Raw genomic sequence first — 17,700 nt, 5'->3', positions numbered from 1 at the left:
GAGGGTTATCCTTTCAAAATGGCAGTTGCCGCGGCGATGGCGGCCTCTGCGTTTTCGGCGCTGGCACCACCGCCCTGCGCCATATCCGGACGGCCACCGCCGCCTTTGCCGCCAAGTTCGACCACCGCTGCTTTGACAATATCAACGGCGGAAACCTTGTCCGTGAGATCTTTGGTAACGCCGCCTGCTACCGCCGCTTTGCCGCCTGTGTCAGCGATCAGCAGCACGGCACCCGATCCGAGGTTGGCTTTGAATTCATCGACCAGAGCGGGCAGATCTTTGCCCGTGACGCCCTGCACGACCTGCGCCAGAAATTTGACGCCGTTTACGTCGACGGCTTCGGGCGCTGTGGCACCGCCGCCGCCCGCTACGGCCAGTTCACGGCGCAGCTGGGCCACTTCGTTACTCAGGCTCTTTCGCTCGTCCATCAAGGCTTTGACACGGGATGCCACATCGGCGCTTGAGGTTTTCAGCGTCTCGGCAATACCCGCAAGGGCGGTCTGCTGATCCCGCAGCCAGTTCAGCGCTTCCTGACCGGTCAGCGCTTCAATCCGGCGGACGCCCGCGCTGCTCGCGCTGTCGCCCAAAAGGACGAATGCACCAATATCGCCGGTTTGCCTCACATGGGTGCCGCCGCAAAGCTCCAGCGAATAGGTGTTTTTATCAGTCCCTTTGCCGGAACCGTCCTGCTGGCCCATGGATACCACGCGCACCTCATCGCCGTACTTCTCGCCAAAGAGCGCTTGAGCGCCCAAACCACGCGCGTCATCCGGTGTCATGATGCGGGTCTCAACGGCCGTATTCTGACGGATGTAGTCGTTCACCTCAGCTTCGATCTGCCGAAGTTCATCAGGGCTTACCGCTTTGGTATGGCTGAAATCGAACCGCAAACGGTCCGCCGCGTTCAGCGACCCACGCTGTGCGACATGATCCCCCAATGCACCGCGCAAGGCTTCATGAAGGAGGTGCGTGGCCGAGTGGTTGGCGCGGATCGCTGTGCGGCGGGCGTGATTAACCTCAAGCACAGCGGCCTGCCCGGGGGTTACGTGGCCTTCGGTCACGGTGCCGATATGTGCGAAAACGCCAGCGGTTTTGCGCGTGTCGGTCACTTCGACCTTGCCAGTTTCCGTGGTGATTGTCCCTTGATCGCCAACCTGGCCGCCTGATTCTGCATAGAACGGGCTTTGGTTCAGAGCGATTTGCACAACATCGCCTGCTTTGGCGCTGTCGGCCGGAGAGGCATCGACCAAAACGGCGACGATTTGGCCTTCGGCTGTTTCTGCGTCATAGCCCAGAAAGTCGGTGGTGCCGTGTTTATCAGCCACATCGAACCAAACGGTTGCGTCTGCCGCTTCGCCTGAGCCCGACCATGCGGCGCGCGCCTTGGCTTTTTGCTCGGCCATCGCGGCATCGAAACCTGCTGTGTCGACGTTGCGCCCCTGTTCGCGCAATGCGTCCTGGGTCAGGTCCAATGGGAAGCCGTAGGTGTCATAGAGTTTGAACGCCGCCGCACCCGGCAGTTCGGCACCTTCGGCCAACCCGCCAACCTCGTCTTCCAGCAGCTTCAATCCACGTTCCAACGTTTGCTTAAAGCGTGTTTCTTCAAGATACAGGGTCTCGGTGATCAGGCTTTGCGCCTGCCCCAATTCCGGATAGGCGCTCCCCATCTGGCGCAGCAAGGCCGGCACCAGTTGATACATCAGCGGATCCTTGGCGCCCAGCAGATGAGCGTGGCGCATCGCGCGGCGCATGATCCGGCGCAGGACATAGCCGCGCCCGTCATTCGACGGCATGACCCCGTCCGCAATCAGAAAAGAAGTGGAGCGCAGGTGATCTGCAATGACGCGGTGATGCACATTGCCCGCGCCAAAGGGATCGACTTGCAACGCGTTGCCGCTTGCCTCGATGAGGGCACGCATCGTATCGGTCTCATAATTGTCATGCTGACCCTGCAGCAAGGCACCGATGCGCTCCAGCCCCATGCCGGTATCGATCGACTGCATCTCGAGGGGGCGCATGGTGCCATCCTCGAACTGCTCGTTCTGCATGAAAACGATGTTCCAGATCTCGATAAAGCGGTCGCCGTCCTCTTCCGGCGTGCCGGGAGGCCCACCGGGGATGTGATCGCCGTGGTCATAGAAGATTTCGGTACAGGGGCCGCACGGGCCGGTCGGCCCCATACGCCAGAAGTTGTCATCGGTCGCAATACGGATGATGCGGTCGTCGGGCAGATTGGCGACCTTTTTCCAGATCGCGGCGGCTTCATCATCTGTATGGTAGACGGTAACCAGCAAACGGTTGGGATCAATGCCGAATTCGCGGGTCAGCAGCTCCCAGGCAAAGGCGATGGCGTCATCCTTGAAGTAATCACCGAAGCTGAAATTTCCCAACATCTCGAAAAACGTATGGTGGCGCGCGGTATAACCCACATTGTCCAGATCGTTGTGCTTCCCCCCTGCCCGCACGCATTTTTGCGCGGTGGTGGCGCGGACATAATCGCGGGTTTCGACCCCGGTGAAGAGGTTCTTGAACTGGACCATGCCCGAGTTGGTGAACATCAATGTCGGGTCGTTGCGCGGGACCAGCGGGCCGGATGCTTCGATCGCATGCCCCTGCTTGCCAAAGTAGGACAAAAAGGAGGAGCGGATGTCGTTCAACGTCTTCATGGATCAGGCCTTCCGGGGGGGCAAAGTGTCTGCCAGAAATAGCCCTGCGGCGGGTGGGTGTCCACAGGGGGGTGAACGAAAAAAGGCGCACCCGAAAGGTGCGCCTCATTTCGTCTTGTAGCGGCCGAGGGTCGAACGACAGTTTCCGTCCGTTTACGCCTCCAGAATGTCGATGTCTTCTTTATCGGAGCCGTCAAAATCAAGACCATGTGCTGCGCGAATCTTGTCTTCGATCTCCATCGCCATGGCTTCGTTTTCCTTCAGGAAAGTCTTGGCATTCTCGCGTCCCTGCCCAATTCGTTCATCCCCGTAAGAGAACCAGGAGCCGGATTTATCCACAACGCCAGCCTTGACGCCGAGGTCCAGCAGTTCGCCCATTTTCGAAATGCCTTCGCCATACATGATGTCGAATTCCACCTGCTTGAACGGCGGGGCAACCTTGTTTTTCACGACTTTGACGCGTGTGGCGTTGCCAACAACCTCGTCGCGGTCCTTCAGTGCGCCAATGCGGCGGATGTCGAGGCGAACAGAAGAATAGAACTTGAGCGCGTTACCGCCCGTGGTCGTTTCAGGAGAGCCGAACATAACGCCGATTTTCATCCGGATCTGGTTGATGAAGATCACGGTGCACTGCGTGCGGCTGATTGAACCGGTGAGTTTGCGCATTGCCTGGCTCATCAGGCGGGCATGAACGCCAACGCTGCTGTCGCCCATATCACCTTCCAGCTCTGACTTGGGTGTCAGTGCGGCGACGGAGTCGACGACGACCATGTTCACGGCCCCGGAGCGGACCAGCGTGTCAGTGATCTCAAGCGCCTGCTCGCCGGTGTCCGGCTGAGAGATAAGCAATTCGTCAATATCCACGCCCAGCTTGCGGGCATATTGCGGGTCAAGCGCGTGTTCAGCGTCGACAAAGGCGCAAACGCCGCCGGCTTTTTGCTGCTCTGCAATGCAGTGCAGTGTCAGCGTGGTTTTACCCGAAGATTCGGGGCCGTAAATCTCAACGATGCGGCCCATCGGGATACCGCCAATACCGAGAGCGATATCAAGGCCAAGCGATCCGGTGGAGCTTGCCTTAATGTCCTGGATGGCCCCTTCGGCCCCCAGTTTCATGATCGAGCCCTTGCCGAATTGCCGTTCGATCTGCGCCAGTGCGCTGTCGAGCGCCTTTTGCTTTTCCGCTGATTTTTTATCTGTCATTGTCAAAAGATCTGCCGTTGCCATGTGCCTGTTCCCTTACTGCCATAGTGTTGTGACCGCGGCAATCGCTGTCGGGTCACTGGGTTTTGTTCCTTATATGTTCCATATGGGACCAAATAGAGAACATTTCAATATGAATCTTACAGGTCCATCTTTTTCCCGCTTTGGTTAAGAAGTGGTTTACAGTAAGAATAGATCGATCGTTGTTAAGCCGAGGTTTGCGTAAATGCTTGTTTTTTATAAAGAACGTCTGGCGTTCTTATCGGTACCCAAAACGGGCACCACTGCCTATGAAAGCGCCCTCGCCCCGCGTGCGGACATGGTGATCTCGGAGCCGCCCATGTTGAAACATGCGCCGGTCTATCGCTACAACCGCTTCATCAGGCCGATGTTCGAAAAAGTCTGCGATGCGCAGCTTGAGGTGATGGCCGTGATGCGGGAGCCGGTCTCGTGGTTGGGCAGCTGGTATCGATACCGGCAACGCCCTTTCATGGAAGGTAAGCTCAACAGCACCCATGGTATCAGCTTTGATGAATTCGTTCTGGCTTACATGAAAGGCAACAAACCCGCCTTTGCGGATGTTGGCAGTCAGTTCCAGTTCATGAAGACCCAACCAAACGGCACCGGCGTGACCCACTTCTTCAAATACGAAGACCAGCCCCGGCTGAAAACCTTCTTGGAAGATCGGCTTTCCGTAAAGCTTGAACTCGGACGCGAGAATGAATCGCCCAAAATGGAGCTGTCTTTGTCTGAAGATGTGGCGCTGCGGTTCAGAAAGAAATGCAGCGAAGAATTCGACCTCTACGCATCCATAGCGTGAATATATCCAGTGCAGAGACTAATGCAGTTGGCTTTGCACCGTAGTGGTCAGATCGCTGAGGGAGAACGGCTTGGGGAGGAACACCGAATTCGGAATACGGGTCTGTTCTTCGCCAAAGCTGTCTTCGGCGTAGCCCGAAACAAAGACAACCCGTACATCCGGGCGCCGCTTGAGCGCTTCTTTCACCCAACTGGGGCCGTCCATGCCCGGCATCACGACGTCGGTTACGAAAACATCAATACTTAGCGACTGATCCTCCAATGTGCGCAAGGCAGCCTCTGCGCTATCGGCTTCCAGAACCGTGTAGCCGCGCAGGCGCAGGGCCCGGCTTGCAAAAGCGCGCACCGGTGCTTCATCCTCAACCAGCAGAATCACGCCGTCCTCCGTTTGGGGCAGATTGAATGTGGGTGCCTTGGCCGGTGCGGGCGTCTGGGCCGGCTTGGTCTCATAAACGGGGAGATAAAGGCTGAACGTGGTGCCCTTGTCGGAAATAGAATCAACAAAGATAAAACCGTTGCTTTGTTTGATGATGCCATAGGCTGTTGAGAGGCCAAGGCCCGTCCCCTCGCCTGTCCGTTTGGTGGTAAAAAAGGGCTCAAATACCTTTTGCAGTTTTTCAGGCGCGATGCCGCTGCCGTCATCGGAGACGGTAACAAGAACATAGGCACCGGGAGGCACTGTGGCGCGGTCTCGCTCCAGCGGGCTGTTCAACTCGACATGCTCGGTGGTCACCCTGATTTCTCCGCCCACAGGCATCGCGTCACGGGCGTTGACCACGAGGTTCATCAAGACCTGTTCCATTTGGCGCTTGTCGGCGCGCACGCGCCGCAAAAGCGGGTCGTGTTTCAGCGTCAGCGTGATCTTTTCGCCAACCAATCGGTTCAGCAGATGCGTGAGATCAGCAAGCGTGTCGCGCATATCGATGGTTTCCAGGCGCAATGTCTGTTTGCGGGAAAAGGCCAGAAGCTGCCCCACTAGAGAAGCGGCACGGTTGGCGTTCTGGTTGATTTGTACCAGATCCCCATAGTCCGGGTCGCTTTGGTCATGGCGCAGAAGCAATAGATCACAATGACCGGAAATTGCGGTCAGCAAGTTGTTGAAATCATGGGCCACACCACCGGCAAGTTGCCCGATCGCCTGCATTTTCTGACTTTGCACAAACTGGGCTTCAAGGGTTTTCAGTTCGGTTGCGTCATGAAGCACAGCGATCAGCGAGGGTTCGCCATCCTCAACAATGCGGTTCAGCACGACTTGAATGAAAACCTCTCGGTCGCCGCGCTTGAGGCGTAGAAATTCCGACTTTTGCACCAATCGACCGGCGAGTGTATCGTTGATCCAATCGCTGATCGGTCTACCAAGTCCTTCCATTAATTGGGAAAGATGTGTTTCTTTGGTCAGCGCAACGCCAATCAGGTTGGCGGCGGTGGGGTTGAACGACTGGACCATGCCGTCCGGCGCTACCTTGATCAGCGGCACGGGCAATTCTTCAAAAGCCTGCCAGTCATGCGCGGCTACACTCCCTTCGGGCGCTGGTAACAGATAGAGAGCACGGCGTCCCGCCCCGGCCTGCACTTCTGCGACAAGCACCCGAAGGGAGCCATCGGTTGTCGTGATGTCGCAAGGCACTCCCGGCACCACGGGCAGCTTGGTGAACATTCTGTCCAGGCCTTTGACGCGGCTGCCGACCAAATTTCTGGCGGCATCATTCATGAACAAGATTGCATCCGTGCGGCCGACCATGATCAGAGGCAAACTCAGGCTGTCTTGACTGGAGCGCGGAGCAGCGCGTTCGGCGATGTGGTCGATCCGCCAGACATAGCGTTCAACCGACACGGCATGGACACTCAGCCGGATATGACCGTCGCGGGTAAAAATGTCTTCCTGCGCCGACCCCTTGGCATTGGCCCGGCTTTGCAAACGAAAGAGGATGCCGCCGGGGTTGGCAAAGCTGCGCTCGAGAACGCCCGCCAATGTCGGGCTGGTAGCAAGGTCAAACTGCTGTTTTGCAGCCCGATTGCCACTTTGGACGCGGCCTTCTGTATTGGTCACAATGCTGGGTGTGCCATCGTTCGCAATGAATTCGCGGATCACGTCCAGGTCGGCTTCGCTTTTGCTGGTTTGGCGTGCCTGGCGCAGCCACAGGGCGCAGCCAAGTACAAATAGTGTTACCGCAGCGGTGCCGAGGGTCAGCGTCAAAATCCGGAGGGGTGCCAGAAGCGCCAAGGCCGCAAGAAACACGCCGATCCCGAAGGTCCACCGGAGCTTGCGCGAGGTTGGCTGGGGATGGTGATGGTTCTGTGGCGATGCTGTAGCGGTTTCTTGCAAGACGTCCCCCAAAAACGCGAATCGTACACAGTAAGGCGCGAAAAGGGTTAATCAGTCCCTAACCACACTTACGTATACACGCAAGGATTGCGCTTGCATATAATTAATCGCGCTTCAGGTGTACCCAGAAGAAGCCGTCGCCCTCCGCGTTAATGCCGTACCGCTTTGTCGCAGTTGCCGACCATCCGGGGTGTGTCGCAAGAAAAGCTGCCACGCGGTCTTCATTTTCGGGTTTGAGTACCGAACAGGTCGCATAGGCGAGCGTGCCGCCCTTGCCGACGAGCGCGGACGCCTGATCAAGGATATTGTCCTGTATATTTTGCAGTTCTTCCAATCGGTTGGGCGTCAGGGTCCATTTACCCTCTGCCGCACGCCGCCATGCGCCAGAGCCGGAACAGGGCGCATCGCACAGCACCAGATCGAAAGGTCCGCGCTGGGGCAGTGCATCTGTTTCAAGTGTTGTAACTGTAACGCCTGCACGGGCCGCCCGCGGACCCAGATCAGCCATGCGGCGCGGGTCGATGTCATGTGCCGAAACCTCGCGATCCGGCTGTGCTGCGATGGCAAGCGCCTTGCCCCCTCCACCCGCACAATAGTCCAGCACGCGCTGGCCTTCAGGCAATGCTGCAACAACCGCCTGGCTGGCCGCATCCTGCAGTTCCACCAATCCCTCGGCATAGGCGGCAGAATTGCGAATTTTCCGGGCCCCTTCGGTCACCGTCAAAGCGGTTGTGCAAAGGCTGTTCGAAGTGGTCTCGATGCCCTCGGCAGCCAGTTCTTCCCGCGCCTGTGCCGCATTTGCCTTCGCCGCGTTGACCCGTAAAACGATCGGTGCGCGGGTTTGCAGCGTCATCGCCGCTTCTGCGGCTTCGTCGCCAAGTGCGTCTTGAAACAACGGCATAAGCCAATCGGGCAAGTTCCACAGCGTATGCGCATCATAGGACGCAGGCGGGAATTGCAACTCGTCTGCAGTCAGCGGCACAGGCGCATGACCTTCGCCGTTAAACAACGCGTCCAAATCAGCGCCCTGGGCATGGAGCAGACCCAGCATCAAGCTGCGCGGCGTTTGCCCTTGCCCATAGTACGCGGCCAACCGTTTGCACCGCAGCACGTCAAAGACATGATCGCGGATCGCGGCACGATCCTTTGAGCCTGCAAAACGGCTGCGTCTGGCCCAGCGGGTCAGCGCCTGTTCGGCCGCCAACCCTTCGGACATGTCATGCAAGACCTCGATGGCAGCAGCCACGCGTGCGCCGGGTGTCATGGCTGATGTGTCACATGAGCATTGGCCGGCAGGCTGTTGATAAACATCATTATCCGATCCTGTAATTGGGGCTTTCGCGGGTGATCTGCACGTCATGCACATGGCTTTCCTTCAGCCCGGCACCGGTGATTTTCACGAAATTGCAATTGCTGCGCATCTCGGCCACTGTGGCGCAACCGGTATAGCCCATGGCAGCGCGCAAGCCGCCGACAAGCTGGTGCACCACGGCACCGGCGCTGCCTTTATAGGGCACCTGCCCTTCGATGCCTTCCGGCACGAGTTTATCGCTGGCCGCGTCTTTTTGAAAGTAGCGGTCCGCCGAGCCGCGTGCCATGGCACCCAGCGATCCCATGCCGCGATAGCTTTTAAAGCTGCGGCCTTGATAGAGGATTACTTCGCCGGGGCTTTCGTCCGTACCGGCAATCATCGAGCCGACCATCGCGCAAGATGCGCCTGCTGCGATGGCCTTGGCGAAATCGCCCGAGAACTTGATGCCACCATCGGCGATGACCGGCACGTCGCCCGCTGCCGCCGCGCAGTCCATGATGGCCGTCAGTTGCGGCACGCCAACGCCCGCTACCATCCGTGTGGTACAGATCGAACCCGGACCAATGCCCACTTTGATGCCATCGGCACCTGCATCAATCAGCGCGCGTGTGGCCTCACCAGTCGCTACATTGCCAGCCACCACCTGCACTTCGTTGCTTAGCTTCTTGGCGCGGGTCACCGCTTGCGCCACCCCTTCGGAATGGCCGTGCGCCGTGTCGATCACAATCATATCGACGCCGGCTTCGACCAGGGCCTGCGAACGTTCAAATCCGGCATCGCCCACCGTGGTTGCCGCTGCGACGCGCAAACGGCCCAGTGAATCCTTGCAGGCCGTCGGGTTCAGAACCGATTGCTCGCTGTCTTTCAGCGTCAGCAAGCCGGTCAGCACGCCCTGTCCATCCGTCACCAGCAGCTTTTCGATCCGGCGCGCCTTCATCAAGCTCAGCGCCTCCCCCCGGTCCGCAGGTTCATGCAGGACCGCGAGGTTTTCGGTTGTCATCATGTGCTTGACCGGAGTGGCATCATCGGAGGCAAACCGCATGTCGCGGTTTGTCACGATCCCGAGCACCCTGCCCTTGTCATCCACCACCGGAAAACCGGACACATTGTACCGCTCCTGCAAGGCCTTGGCATCGGCCAGCGTTTGATCGGGTGTCAAGGTAATGGGGTTATAGACGATCCCGCTCTCGAAGCGCTTGACGCGGCGAACCTCGCGGGCCTGTTCGTCGACAGTCAGATTGCGGTGGATCACCCCCATGCCGCCGGCCTGTGCCATGGCAATCGCCATGCGGCCCTCGGTGACTGTATCCATGGCCGAGCTGAGCAGCGGAATGTTCAACGCAATGGATTGGGTTACAAATGTGCGGGTGTCTGCGGTCGACGGCAATACCGAAGACGCCCCCGGCACCAGCAACACATCATCAAAGGTAAAAGCCTCACGAATTTCCATTTTGCACCTCTGGCTTATGGCATCATTTGGCAATTTCCTATTTCACGGACAGTGCAGGATGAAAAGGGGGTTGTCGCGCGTGGCGCTTGTATCGGTGCAGGGTTTCGGGAAAGCTTGGGCAAAAAGGATGTAAAATGGCGGATCATGGATATAACGCAGGGCGGCTGAACCTGCCTTTTGTGGGGATTTCGACCTATGGTAAGCGGCCATACGAGGCTGATTGGGCGGCTTTGGATGCGGATGTGGCAATACTTGGCGCGCCATTCGACGCAGGTACGCAGTATCGCGCTGGCGCACGCTTTGGGCCACGCGGCGTGCGCGAGGCCTCTACCCTATTCAGTTTTGGCCATGCGGGCGCTTACGATCACGAAGACGATGTGACCTATCTGCCCGGGGACGTGAACATTGTGGACATCGGTGATGCCGACATCATCCATACCGATACTGAAGCCAGCCACGCCAATATCGAAAAAGGCGTGCGGGCGATTTTGGACGCAGGTGCCCTGCCTGTTGTCATCGGCGGCGACCATTCAATCAACATTCCCTGTATCCGCGCTTTTGAAGGTCAGGGAGATATTCATGTACTCCAGATCGACGCGCATCTGGACTTTGTCGATGTGCGCCACGGGGTCCGCAACGGCCACGGAAACCCGATGCGGCGTGCGGCGGAATGCGACTATGTCACGGGCCTGACGCAGGTGGGCATTCGCAATGTCAGCTCTACCGCCAAAGAGGGCTATGAGGATGCCCGCGCTATGGGCTCCGACATCATTTCGGTCCGACAAGCGCGGGAAATGGGGGTGCGCGGCGTACTGGCCCATGTGCCGATTGGGGCGCGGCTGTATGTGACCATCGACATTGATGCCTTTTGCCCGTCCATCGCGCCCGGTACCGGCACACCCTCCCACGGCGGTTTTCTCTACTACGAGGTATTAGAGCTGCTTCAGGCTGCGGCCGAGCGGCATGAGATCGTGGGTATTGATCTGGTGGAAGTGGCACCGGACTATGACCCGAGCGGCTCTACGTCCATCCTTGCAGCGCAGATATTGCTGAACTTTCTGGGGTTTATCTTTCACGCCCGCAGTCAGCTTTAAGCCGGTTTCGCCATGTTTGTCGGGACTTCACGATGATTATGAAAAGAATGATCCCGTAAATGACGGATTACAGGCGTTTTTTGCCGCGGATCGCCTGTTCGCCGCCGGTGCAGTGGCTATGTTGGCACCAAGCCGCACAGGAATATCTGAATGAGCACTGATCCCCTTGTCATCTTTACGCCTTCTGGCAAACGCGGGTATTTTCCGGCAGGCACGCCCATTTTGACCGCTGCGCGACAGTTAGGCGTTGATCTGGACTCGGTCTGTGGCGGGCGCGGTATTTGTTCAAAGTGCCAAATCACCCCAAGCTATGGCGAATTCTCGAAACACAATGTGACAGTGCGTGATGGCGCTCTGTCGGAATGGAACAGCGTCGAGCAGCGGTATCAAGATAAGCGCGGGCTGATCGAAGGGCGCCGGCTGGGCTGTCAGGCGACCGTGCAGGGCGACGTGGTGATTGATGTGCCGCCCGAAAGCCAAGTGCACAAACAGGTTGTCCGCAAACGCGCCGAAGCACGCGATATTGTGCTGAACCCGTCGACCAAGCTGTACTACGTCGAAGTGGCCGAGCCTGACATGCATGATCCCTCTGGCGATTTTGAACGGTTGCAAGACGCGCTGCGCGACCAATGGGACTTTGAAAACATCTCGGCGGACCTCGGCTTTTTGCAAAAGATGCAGCCGGTGCTGCGCAAGGGCGCGTGGAAAGTGACCGTTGCTGTACATCTGGGCGACGAGGAAAACCCCAACCGCCTGATGCACATCTGGCCGGGGTACTATGATGGCACGGTTTATGGGCTTGCAGTTGATCTGGGCTCTACCACCATCGCGGCGCATCTGTGTAATCTGCTGACGGGAGAAGTCGTTGCGTCCTCCGGCGTGATGAATCCGCAAATCCGCTTTGGCGAAGATCTCATGAGCCGCGTCAGCTATTCGATGATGAACGCGTCTGGCGCGGAAGAAATGACCCGCGCGGTACGGGAAGGAATGAATACGCTTTTTGCCCAGATTGCCAAGGAAGGCGATGTTGAACGTGACCTGATCGTCGACGCGGTCTTTGTCTGCAATCCAGTGATGCACCATTTGTTTCTGGGCATTGACCCGTTTGAACTGGGTCAGGCACCCTTTGCGCTAGCCACCTCGAACGAAGTGCGCCTGCGGGCCTCTGATCTGGGGCTGAATATTCATCCGGCTGCCCACGTCTATCTGCTGCCTTGCATCGCGGGCCATGTGGGGGCCGATGCCGCTGCCGTGGCCTTGTCCGAAGCACCGGATAAATCCGACGATCTGGTACTGATCGTCGATGTAGGCACCAATGCCGAGATCTTGCTCGGCAACCGCGACAAAGTACTTGCCTGTTCCTCCCCCACAGGTCCCGCGTTCGAGGGGGCGCAAATCTCGTCGGGACAGCGTGCGGCCCCCGGTGCCATCGAACGGGTCGAGATTGACGCCATCACCAAACTGCCACGTTTCAAAGTGATCGGCAGCGATCTGTGGTCTGACGATCCCGCCTTCGCAGAGGCCATCGCCACCACCGGCGTTACCGGCATTTGCGGCTCTGGCATCATCGAAATGGTTGCCGAAATGCGCATCCACGGCATCGTCGATGCGCCTGGTCTGATCGGTACGGCAGAGCAAACAGGATCGACGGCGGTCTTTGCCGATGGGCGCACCAATTCCTATCTGGTCTATGACGGCACTGCCGACGGTGGACCGCGCATTACTGTGACGAACCGCGACATCCGCGAAATCCAGATGGCCAAAGCGGCGCTTTATTCCGGTGCGCGTCTATTGATGGACAAATTCGGCGTGGAAAAGGTGGACCGCGTGGTGCTCGCCGGTGCCTTTGGCGCACATATCAGTACGAAACACGCGATGGTGCTGGGCATGATCCCAGATTGCCCGTTGGACAAGGTCACGTCTGCTGGCAATGCCGCTGGCACCGGTGCGCGGATCGCCCTGCTTAATACCGATGCGCGGGCCGAGATCGAACAAACCGTGCGCGACATCCACAAGATCGAAACCGCGATCGAGCCGCGCTTTCAGGAGCATTTCGTGAATGCATCGGCCATCCCCAACGCGGTGGAGCCTTTCCCGATCCTCAATTCGATCGTCACCCTGCCCTCTGCCACCTTCAACACCGGCGGCGGGGGTGAAAGTGCCGAGGGTGGCGGCCGCAGGCGGAGGCGTCGGGCTTGAGTGCGCCCAACACTGATCAGGCCGAATTCTGGTCTGATCAGGCAGGACCGATCTGGGCTGCGCAGATGGCGGCGATGGACCGGACCCTGGCCCCCGTGTTGGACAGCGTGCTCAACCGCGCCGCTCTTGAGACTGGTGAACAAGTGCTTGATATCGGCTGCGGTGCGGGGACCAGCACCTTGGAAGCCGCAAGCCTGGTTGGTCCCAAAGGACGGGCGACGGGCGTGGATATCTCCACCACCTTGCTGGACGTCGCCCGCAGGCGTAGCGACGGCACCGATACTGTGGGTTTTGAGTTGGCCGATGCCCAGACACATAGGTTTGAGGCAGGCCGGTTCGATTGCGTCATGTCGCGCTTCGGGGTGATGTTCTTTGATGACTTCAACGCGGCGTTCAACAATATTGCGATGGCGCTACGCTCCGGCGGGCGGATGGTCTTTGCCACATGGGGCGCGATCCCGGACAACCCGTATTTCACGATGCCAGCAGGCATGGCCAAGCAGCTATTGGGGCCCGTGCCGAAATCAGACCCCGACGCACCCGGACCCTTTGCCCTGCGCGACCCTGACAGGGTCGTGTCCATGCTGACACGCGCAGGGCTGACCGATATTTCGGCAAAAGTTGTCGCGCTTGATTTGACCCCGCCGGGTGAGCGGCGCGAGGTGGCAGACCTGCTCTGCGACATTGGTCCGGCGCAACGTGCGCTCGACTATTTCGAAGCGGATGCCGCGCAACGAAGCGCATTGCTGGATGCCCTGACAGAGGCGCTCTTGCCCTATCAGACCGCCGAGGGTGTCCGCATTCCGGCTAGCATCAATTTCTTCATCGCCACCAAACCCGCTTGACGGGCTAAGCCGCACCTCATATCCCAGACAAACCTTGAGCGGGTATGGTGAAAAGGTATCACGGCAGCTTCCCAAGCTTTAGTTACGAGTTCGATTCTCGTTACCCGCTCCAGAAATCCCAACCTTAGACAACCGATGGCGGGATCACTGGCTTGCGCCTTTGCGTGGCGATCAACAGGCCCAGCGTCAGAAGTGCCAGCGCGGTGATGCTGATCCAACCCAGCGTTTCACCGAGGAGTATTGCGCCCAAGACGGCCCCACCCGCAGGCACGGCGGCGAGGATCACAGCGGTGTTGCCATTGCCAATAGTCCGCGACGCATGGGCCACAAACAGCAAGCCGATCAGGTTGGGCACGAAACCTTGATAGATGGCCTGCAGCCAGAATGGCCCGGCGGGTGCATCCGCCATGCCGGAGGGCAGAAAAAGCACCCAGACCGGCAGGTAGATCGCAGCATTTACCACTGTGCCGCAAAAGATGATCTGCATCGGGCGGGGTTTCCAGCGTTCCGACAGGATCATGTAGAACGAGAAGAACACCGCCCCGATCACGAACAGCAGGTCGCCCTTCCACGCGCCTGCCACGAGGCTGGCGCTGCCGTCCCATGCCAGCACAACCGCCGACACAAGGATCAGCACGCCACCCACCAGCTGACGGCGGCCCGGCACCGCGCGGTAAAGCAGAAAACCGATGACGATCCCCACCAGCGGCAGAATGCCGTTCATGAAAATGCCGCCGTGCGCCGCCGGCGCGAACAGGAATCCAGAAAAGACTGACAGAATATAGATCGGCCCCAGAATGAAAGAGAGCACCGCAATCTGGTACAGGCTCATTCCTTCCCAGGCCCGGTAGTAGATGCACAGAGGCAAGGCCACAACACAGGCCAGCCCATAGCGCAGCGCGGCCAGATCATAGATCGTGAGGCCGCTGTCTTCGGCGATGCGGCTGACGATGAGCCAGAAAGACCAGACAAAAACGATGATCCACGCCGCACCGTAGCCGGTCCATTGCGGAGAAGTGGAAGTGCTCATGCAAACTTTGCCGATCAATAAATTTATGAAACGGGGGCCGCGCCTTGGCCCCCGACTGAAATAGGTTCTGCGGCTGCTGCCCTTACCCGATCAGGACTTCGCCAAATTCGTCGCGCAGGTTCCGCTTCAAGACCTTGCCTGTCGCATTGCGCGGCAACACGTCGGTAAAGACCACACGGTCCGGCACCTGCCATTTGGCGATCTTGCCCTCGAAAATGCTCAGAACATCTTCTTCGGACGGCTCCTCGCCTTCGCGCTTCACGGCGACCAGAATGGGGCGTTCGTCCCATTTTTCGTGGCGGGCACCGATAACGGCTGCGTCTGCGAGCTTTGGATGGGCGATAGCGATGTTTTCCAGCTCAACCGAGGAAATCCATTCGCCGCCCGATTTGATGATGTCCTTCGACCTGTCTTTGATTGTGACATAGCCATCAGGGTCCATCGTGGCCACGTCGCCCGTGTCGAACCAGCCGTTTGTCAGCGTCTCTTCGGTGGTGGAGCGGAAATAGGCATCCAAAATCCAATGGCCGCGTGTGACCAGATCGCCCTGCGCCTTGCCGTCATGCGGCAGTGGATTGCCGTCATCATCAAGGATTTCAAGCTCGACCCCGAACACCGGGCGCCCCTGGTTTTCGCGCAGGCGATGCTGTTCGTCCTGCGGAAGTTCAAGGTGCTTGGCCAGCGGCTTGTTCACCGACCCCAAGGGCGACATTTCCGTCATGCCCCAGGCGTGAACCGTGTCAACGCCGTATTCCTCGCGGAAGGCAGTGATCATCGAGGGCGGACAGGCCGAGCCACCAACGACCGTGCGGTGCAGGCTTTCCAGTTTGGAGCCGATCTTTTTGGCCTCACCCAACAGGCCAAGCCAGATGGTCGGCACCCCAAGCGCAATCGAAACCTTGTAGGTGTCGATCAAACCCACGAGCGACGGACCGTCCAGCCCTGGTCCGGGCATCACCATCCTGGAGCCGCTCATCGCGCAGGCATAGGGCGCGCCCCATGCATTGACGTGGAACATCGGCACCACGGGCAGGACGACATCGGCGGCAGAAATGCCGATGCTGTCGGTCATATTGACGCCAAAGGAATGCAGCACGGTGGAGCGGTGGGAATAGAGAACGCCTTTGGGATTTCCAGTGGTTCCTGATGTATAACAAAGGCTTGAAGCGGTGAATTCATCCATTTCCGGCCAGACATACTCTTCATCACCGGTAGCAAGCAGATCCTCATAGGCCATGATGCCCGGCAGCTTGTCGCCCGCATCGCCGACCTCGGCTTCCATCAACACGATGTGGTCGAGATGCTCAAGTTTGTCGCGGATCGCGGCGACCAAGGGCACAAATGTGGCGTCGATAAACAGCACCTTATCCTCGGCGTGGTTCAGGATATAAACCAGCTGCTCGGGGAACAGGCGCGGGTTGATCGTGTGGCAGACAAACCCTGCGCCCGGCGCGCCGAAATAGATTTCAAGGTGGCGGCGGTTGTTCCAGGCAATCGTGCCGCAACGTGCCTGTGGCTCCAACCCCAGCTTGGTCAGCGCCGAGGCGAGTTTGCGGGCGTTTTTACCCACCTGCCCCCATGTGGTCTCCTCGACTCCGCCGCCGGTGTTGACGGAATAGATCTCTGCACCTGAATGGTAGCGTTCGGTGTGGGCAATCAGGCTGGAAATCAACAGCGGTTGCGACATCATCTGGCCAAGCATGTGGTCCTCCTCCGGGATATTTTCGCGTAGATTGGACAATGCCGCTGGCTCTTGCAAGCGGCAGGTGATGAACCTAACGTCATCGTGCGGCACAACCCTGCCGTTTCAAAGGAGTTTTTCGTGAGCCTTGTTTATCTTACGCCCCTCAGCCCGGCCCAACAGGCGGTTGCGGGGGTCGATCCGGTGCAGCCCTACGCCATCGCCGACCGCGTCCGCTATTCCGAACTGGATGTGCTGAAGCATGTGAACAACAAGGTCTATATGGAATGGTTCGAGCGCCTGCGCGTACGCTATGGACAGGTTTGGGGTCTGTCGCCGGTGGATCATGCGTCGAACATGCCGCGCACAGTGATCCGGTCGGGAACAGTGCATTTCCGCGAGGAAGTTAAGATGGATGAGGATTACATTGCCACCTGTCGCTGCAAAGCCTTTCGCAACACCTCATACACGCTGGATCAACAGATTTGGTCCGGTGGTACGCTGCGCGCGACATTTGAATGTGTGATGGTCCTGCTGCATCCGAACGGACCTGAGAAATTTCCCATCCCCGATTCCATCCGTCAGCGGTTCGAGACGGTGGATGGGGCCAAGTACGAAGGATAAGACCATGAGTGTGAGCATCAGACCTGTCAAAGCCGAAGACCGAAGCGCATGGGACGTGCTCTATCAGGGCTATGCAGACTTTTACAAAGTCGACCAGACGCCGCAGATGCGCGATACGGTCTGGGGGTGGCTGATGGACGAGAGCCATAGCAGCAATGGCTTTGTCGCCGTGGATGGTGAGGGCACGCTGATCGGACTGACCCATTACCGTCCCTTTGTCAGTTGCCTGATGGCTGTGGAGCAAGGGTTTCTGGACGATCTCTTTGTCGATTCTGCGTCCCGTGGCTCTGGCGCCGCAAGGGCGCTGATCGACGCGGTGGTCGAGATGGGCCGGCAAAAGGGCTGGGCCAAGGTGCGCTGGATCACCGCCGACGACAATTACCGGGGCCGCGGGCTTTATGACAAAGTGGCGACCCGGACGATGTGGATCACCTATGACATCAGGCTTTAGTGC

Annotated in this window: 13 protein-coding genes and 1 tRNA gene; 7 read left to right on the top strand and 7 right to left on the bottom strand. The window is 58.6% G+C overall.

What is annotated here, in order from left to right; genetic code table 11:
• Positions 1–5: 5 nt before the first annotated feature.
• Both alaS and recA read right to left on the bottom strand, forming a co-directional pair.
• Positions 6–2,666 (bottom strand): alanine--tRNA ligase, encoded by a 2,661-nt coding sequence (gene alaS, locus Z945_RS0115155; protein ID WP_025052947.1) that lies wholly within the window; start codon positions 2,664–2,666, stop codon positions 6–8.
• Positions 2,667–2,819: 153 nt separating this feature from the next.
• A complete protein-coding gene (recA, locus tag Z945_RS0115150) occupies positions 2,820–3,890 on the bottom strand; it encodes a recombinase RecA (RefSeq protein WP_025052946.1) in 1,071 nt (356 codons plus the stop codon).
• 202 nt (positions 3,891–4,092) lie between these two features.
• Between recA and Z945_RS0115145 the strand changes: the two genes are divergently transcribed.
• Positions 4,093–4,686 (top strand): hypothetical protein, encoded by a 594-nt coding sequence (locus Z945_RS0115145; RefSeq protein WP_025052945.1) that lies wholly within the window; start codon positions 4,093–4,095, stop codon positions 4,684–4,686.
• A gap of 18 nt (positions 4,687–4,704) precedes the next feature.
• Here Z945_RS0115145 and Z945_RS0115140 read toward each other — a convergent pair whose 3' ends face one another.
• From Z945_RS0115140 to guaB, 3 genes are all read right to left on the bottom strand, one after another.
• On the bottom strand, positions 4,705–7,011 hold the full coding sequence (locus Z945_RS0115140; protein WP_081781011.1) for a hybrid sensor histidine kinase/response regulator: 2,307 nt from the start codon (positions 7,009–7,011) through the stop codon (positions 4,705–4,707).
• A 103-nt stretch (positions 7,012–7,114) separates the two neighbouring features.
• Positions 7,115–8,275, bottom strand: a complete 1,161-nt coding sequence (locus Z945_RS0115135; RefSeq protein WP_025052943.1) for an RsmB/NOP family class I SAM-dependent RNA methyltransferase — start codon at positions 8,273–8,275, stop codon at positions 7,115–7,117.
• 49 nt (positions 8,276–8,324) lie between these two features.
• Positions 8,325–9,773 (bottom strand): IMP dehydrogenase, encoded by a 1,449-nt coding sequence (guaB, locus tag Z945_RS0115130; RefSeq protein WP_025052942.1) that lies wholly within the window; start codon positions 9,771–9,773, stop codon positions 8,325–8,327.
• A 134-nt stretch (positions 9,774–9,907) separates the two neighbouring features.
• On the opposite strand from guaB, the gene speB reads away from it, so the two are divergent.
• The 4 genes from speB (at position 9,908) to Z945_RS0115110 (ending at position 14,023) form a co-directional block, all read left to right on the top strand.
• Positions 9,908–10,867, top strand: coding sequence for an agmatinase (speB, locus tag Z945_RS0115125; RefSeq protein WP_025052941.1), 960 nt, complete (start codon positions 9,908–9,910; stop codon positions 10,865–10,867).
• Between the two features lie 150 nt (positions 10,868–11,017).
• Entirely contained in the window at positions 11,018–13,066 is a 2,049-nt protein-coding gene (locus tag Z945_RS0115120; protein ID WP_025052940.1) for an ASKHA domain-containing protein, read from the top strand.
• A complete protein-coding gene (locus Z945_RS0115115; RefSeq protein ID WP_025052939.1) occupies positions 13,063–13,911 on the top strand; it encodes a class I SAM-dependent methyltransferase in 849 nt (282 codons plus the stop codon). Before Z945_RS0115120 ends, Z945_RS0115115 begins: the two co-directional genes overlap by 4 nt.
• Before the next feature lie 38 nt (positions 13,912–13,949).
• Positions 13,950–14,023, top strand: a tRNA-Gly gene (locus Z945_RS0115110).
• A gap of 12 nt (positions 14,024–14,035) precedes the next feature.
• Here Z945_RS0115110 and Z945_RS0115105 read toward each other — a convergent pair.
• Entirely contained in the window at positions 14,036–14,941 is a 906-nt protein-coding gene (locus Z945_RS0115105; protein ID WP_025052938.1) for a DMT family transporter, read from the bottom strand.
• An 82-nt stretch (positions 14,942–15,023) separates the two neighbouring features.
• Entirely contained in the window at positions 15,024–16,643 is a 1,620-nt protein-coding gene (locus Z945_RS0115100; protein ID WP_025052937.1) for a long-chain-fatty-acid--CoA ligase, read from the bottom strand.
• A 120-nt stretch (positions 16,644–16,763) separates the two neighbouring features.
• Here Z945_RS0115100 and Z945_RS0115095 point away from each other — a divergent pair, with 120 nt between their 5' ends.
• Both Z945_RS0115095 and Z945_RS0115090 read left to right on the top strand, forming a co-directional pair.
• Positions 16,764–17,246 carry an acyl-CoA thioesterase gene (locus Z945_RS0115095; RefSeq protein WP_025052936.1) on the top strand — a complete coding sequence of 161 codons (483 nt, stop codon included), beginning with the start codon at positions 16,764–16,766 and terminating at the stop codon, positions 17,244–17,246.
• A gap of 4 nt (positions 17,247–17,250) precedes the next feature.
• Positions 17,251–17,697 (top strand): GNAT family N-acetyltransferase, encoded by a 447-nt coding sequence (locus Z945_RS0115090; RefSeq protein WP_025052935.1) that lies wholly within the window; start codon positions 17,251–17,253, stop codon positions 17,695–17,697.
• Positions 17,698–17,700 lie beyond the last annotated feature (3 nt).

Source organism: Sulfitobacter noctilucae (genome assembly GCF_000622365.1).
In the GTDB taxonomy this organism is placed as follows: Bacteria; Pseudomonadota; Alphaproteobacteria; order Rhodobacterales; family Rhodobacteraceae; genus Sulfitobacter; species Sulfitobacter noctilucae.
The sequence above is the reverse complement of the archived record's forward strand: the minus strand, read 5'-3'. Positions and strand labels throughout refer to the sequence as shown.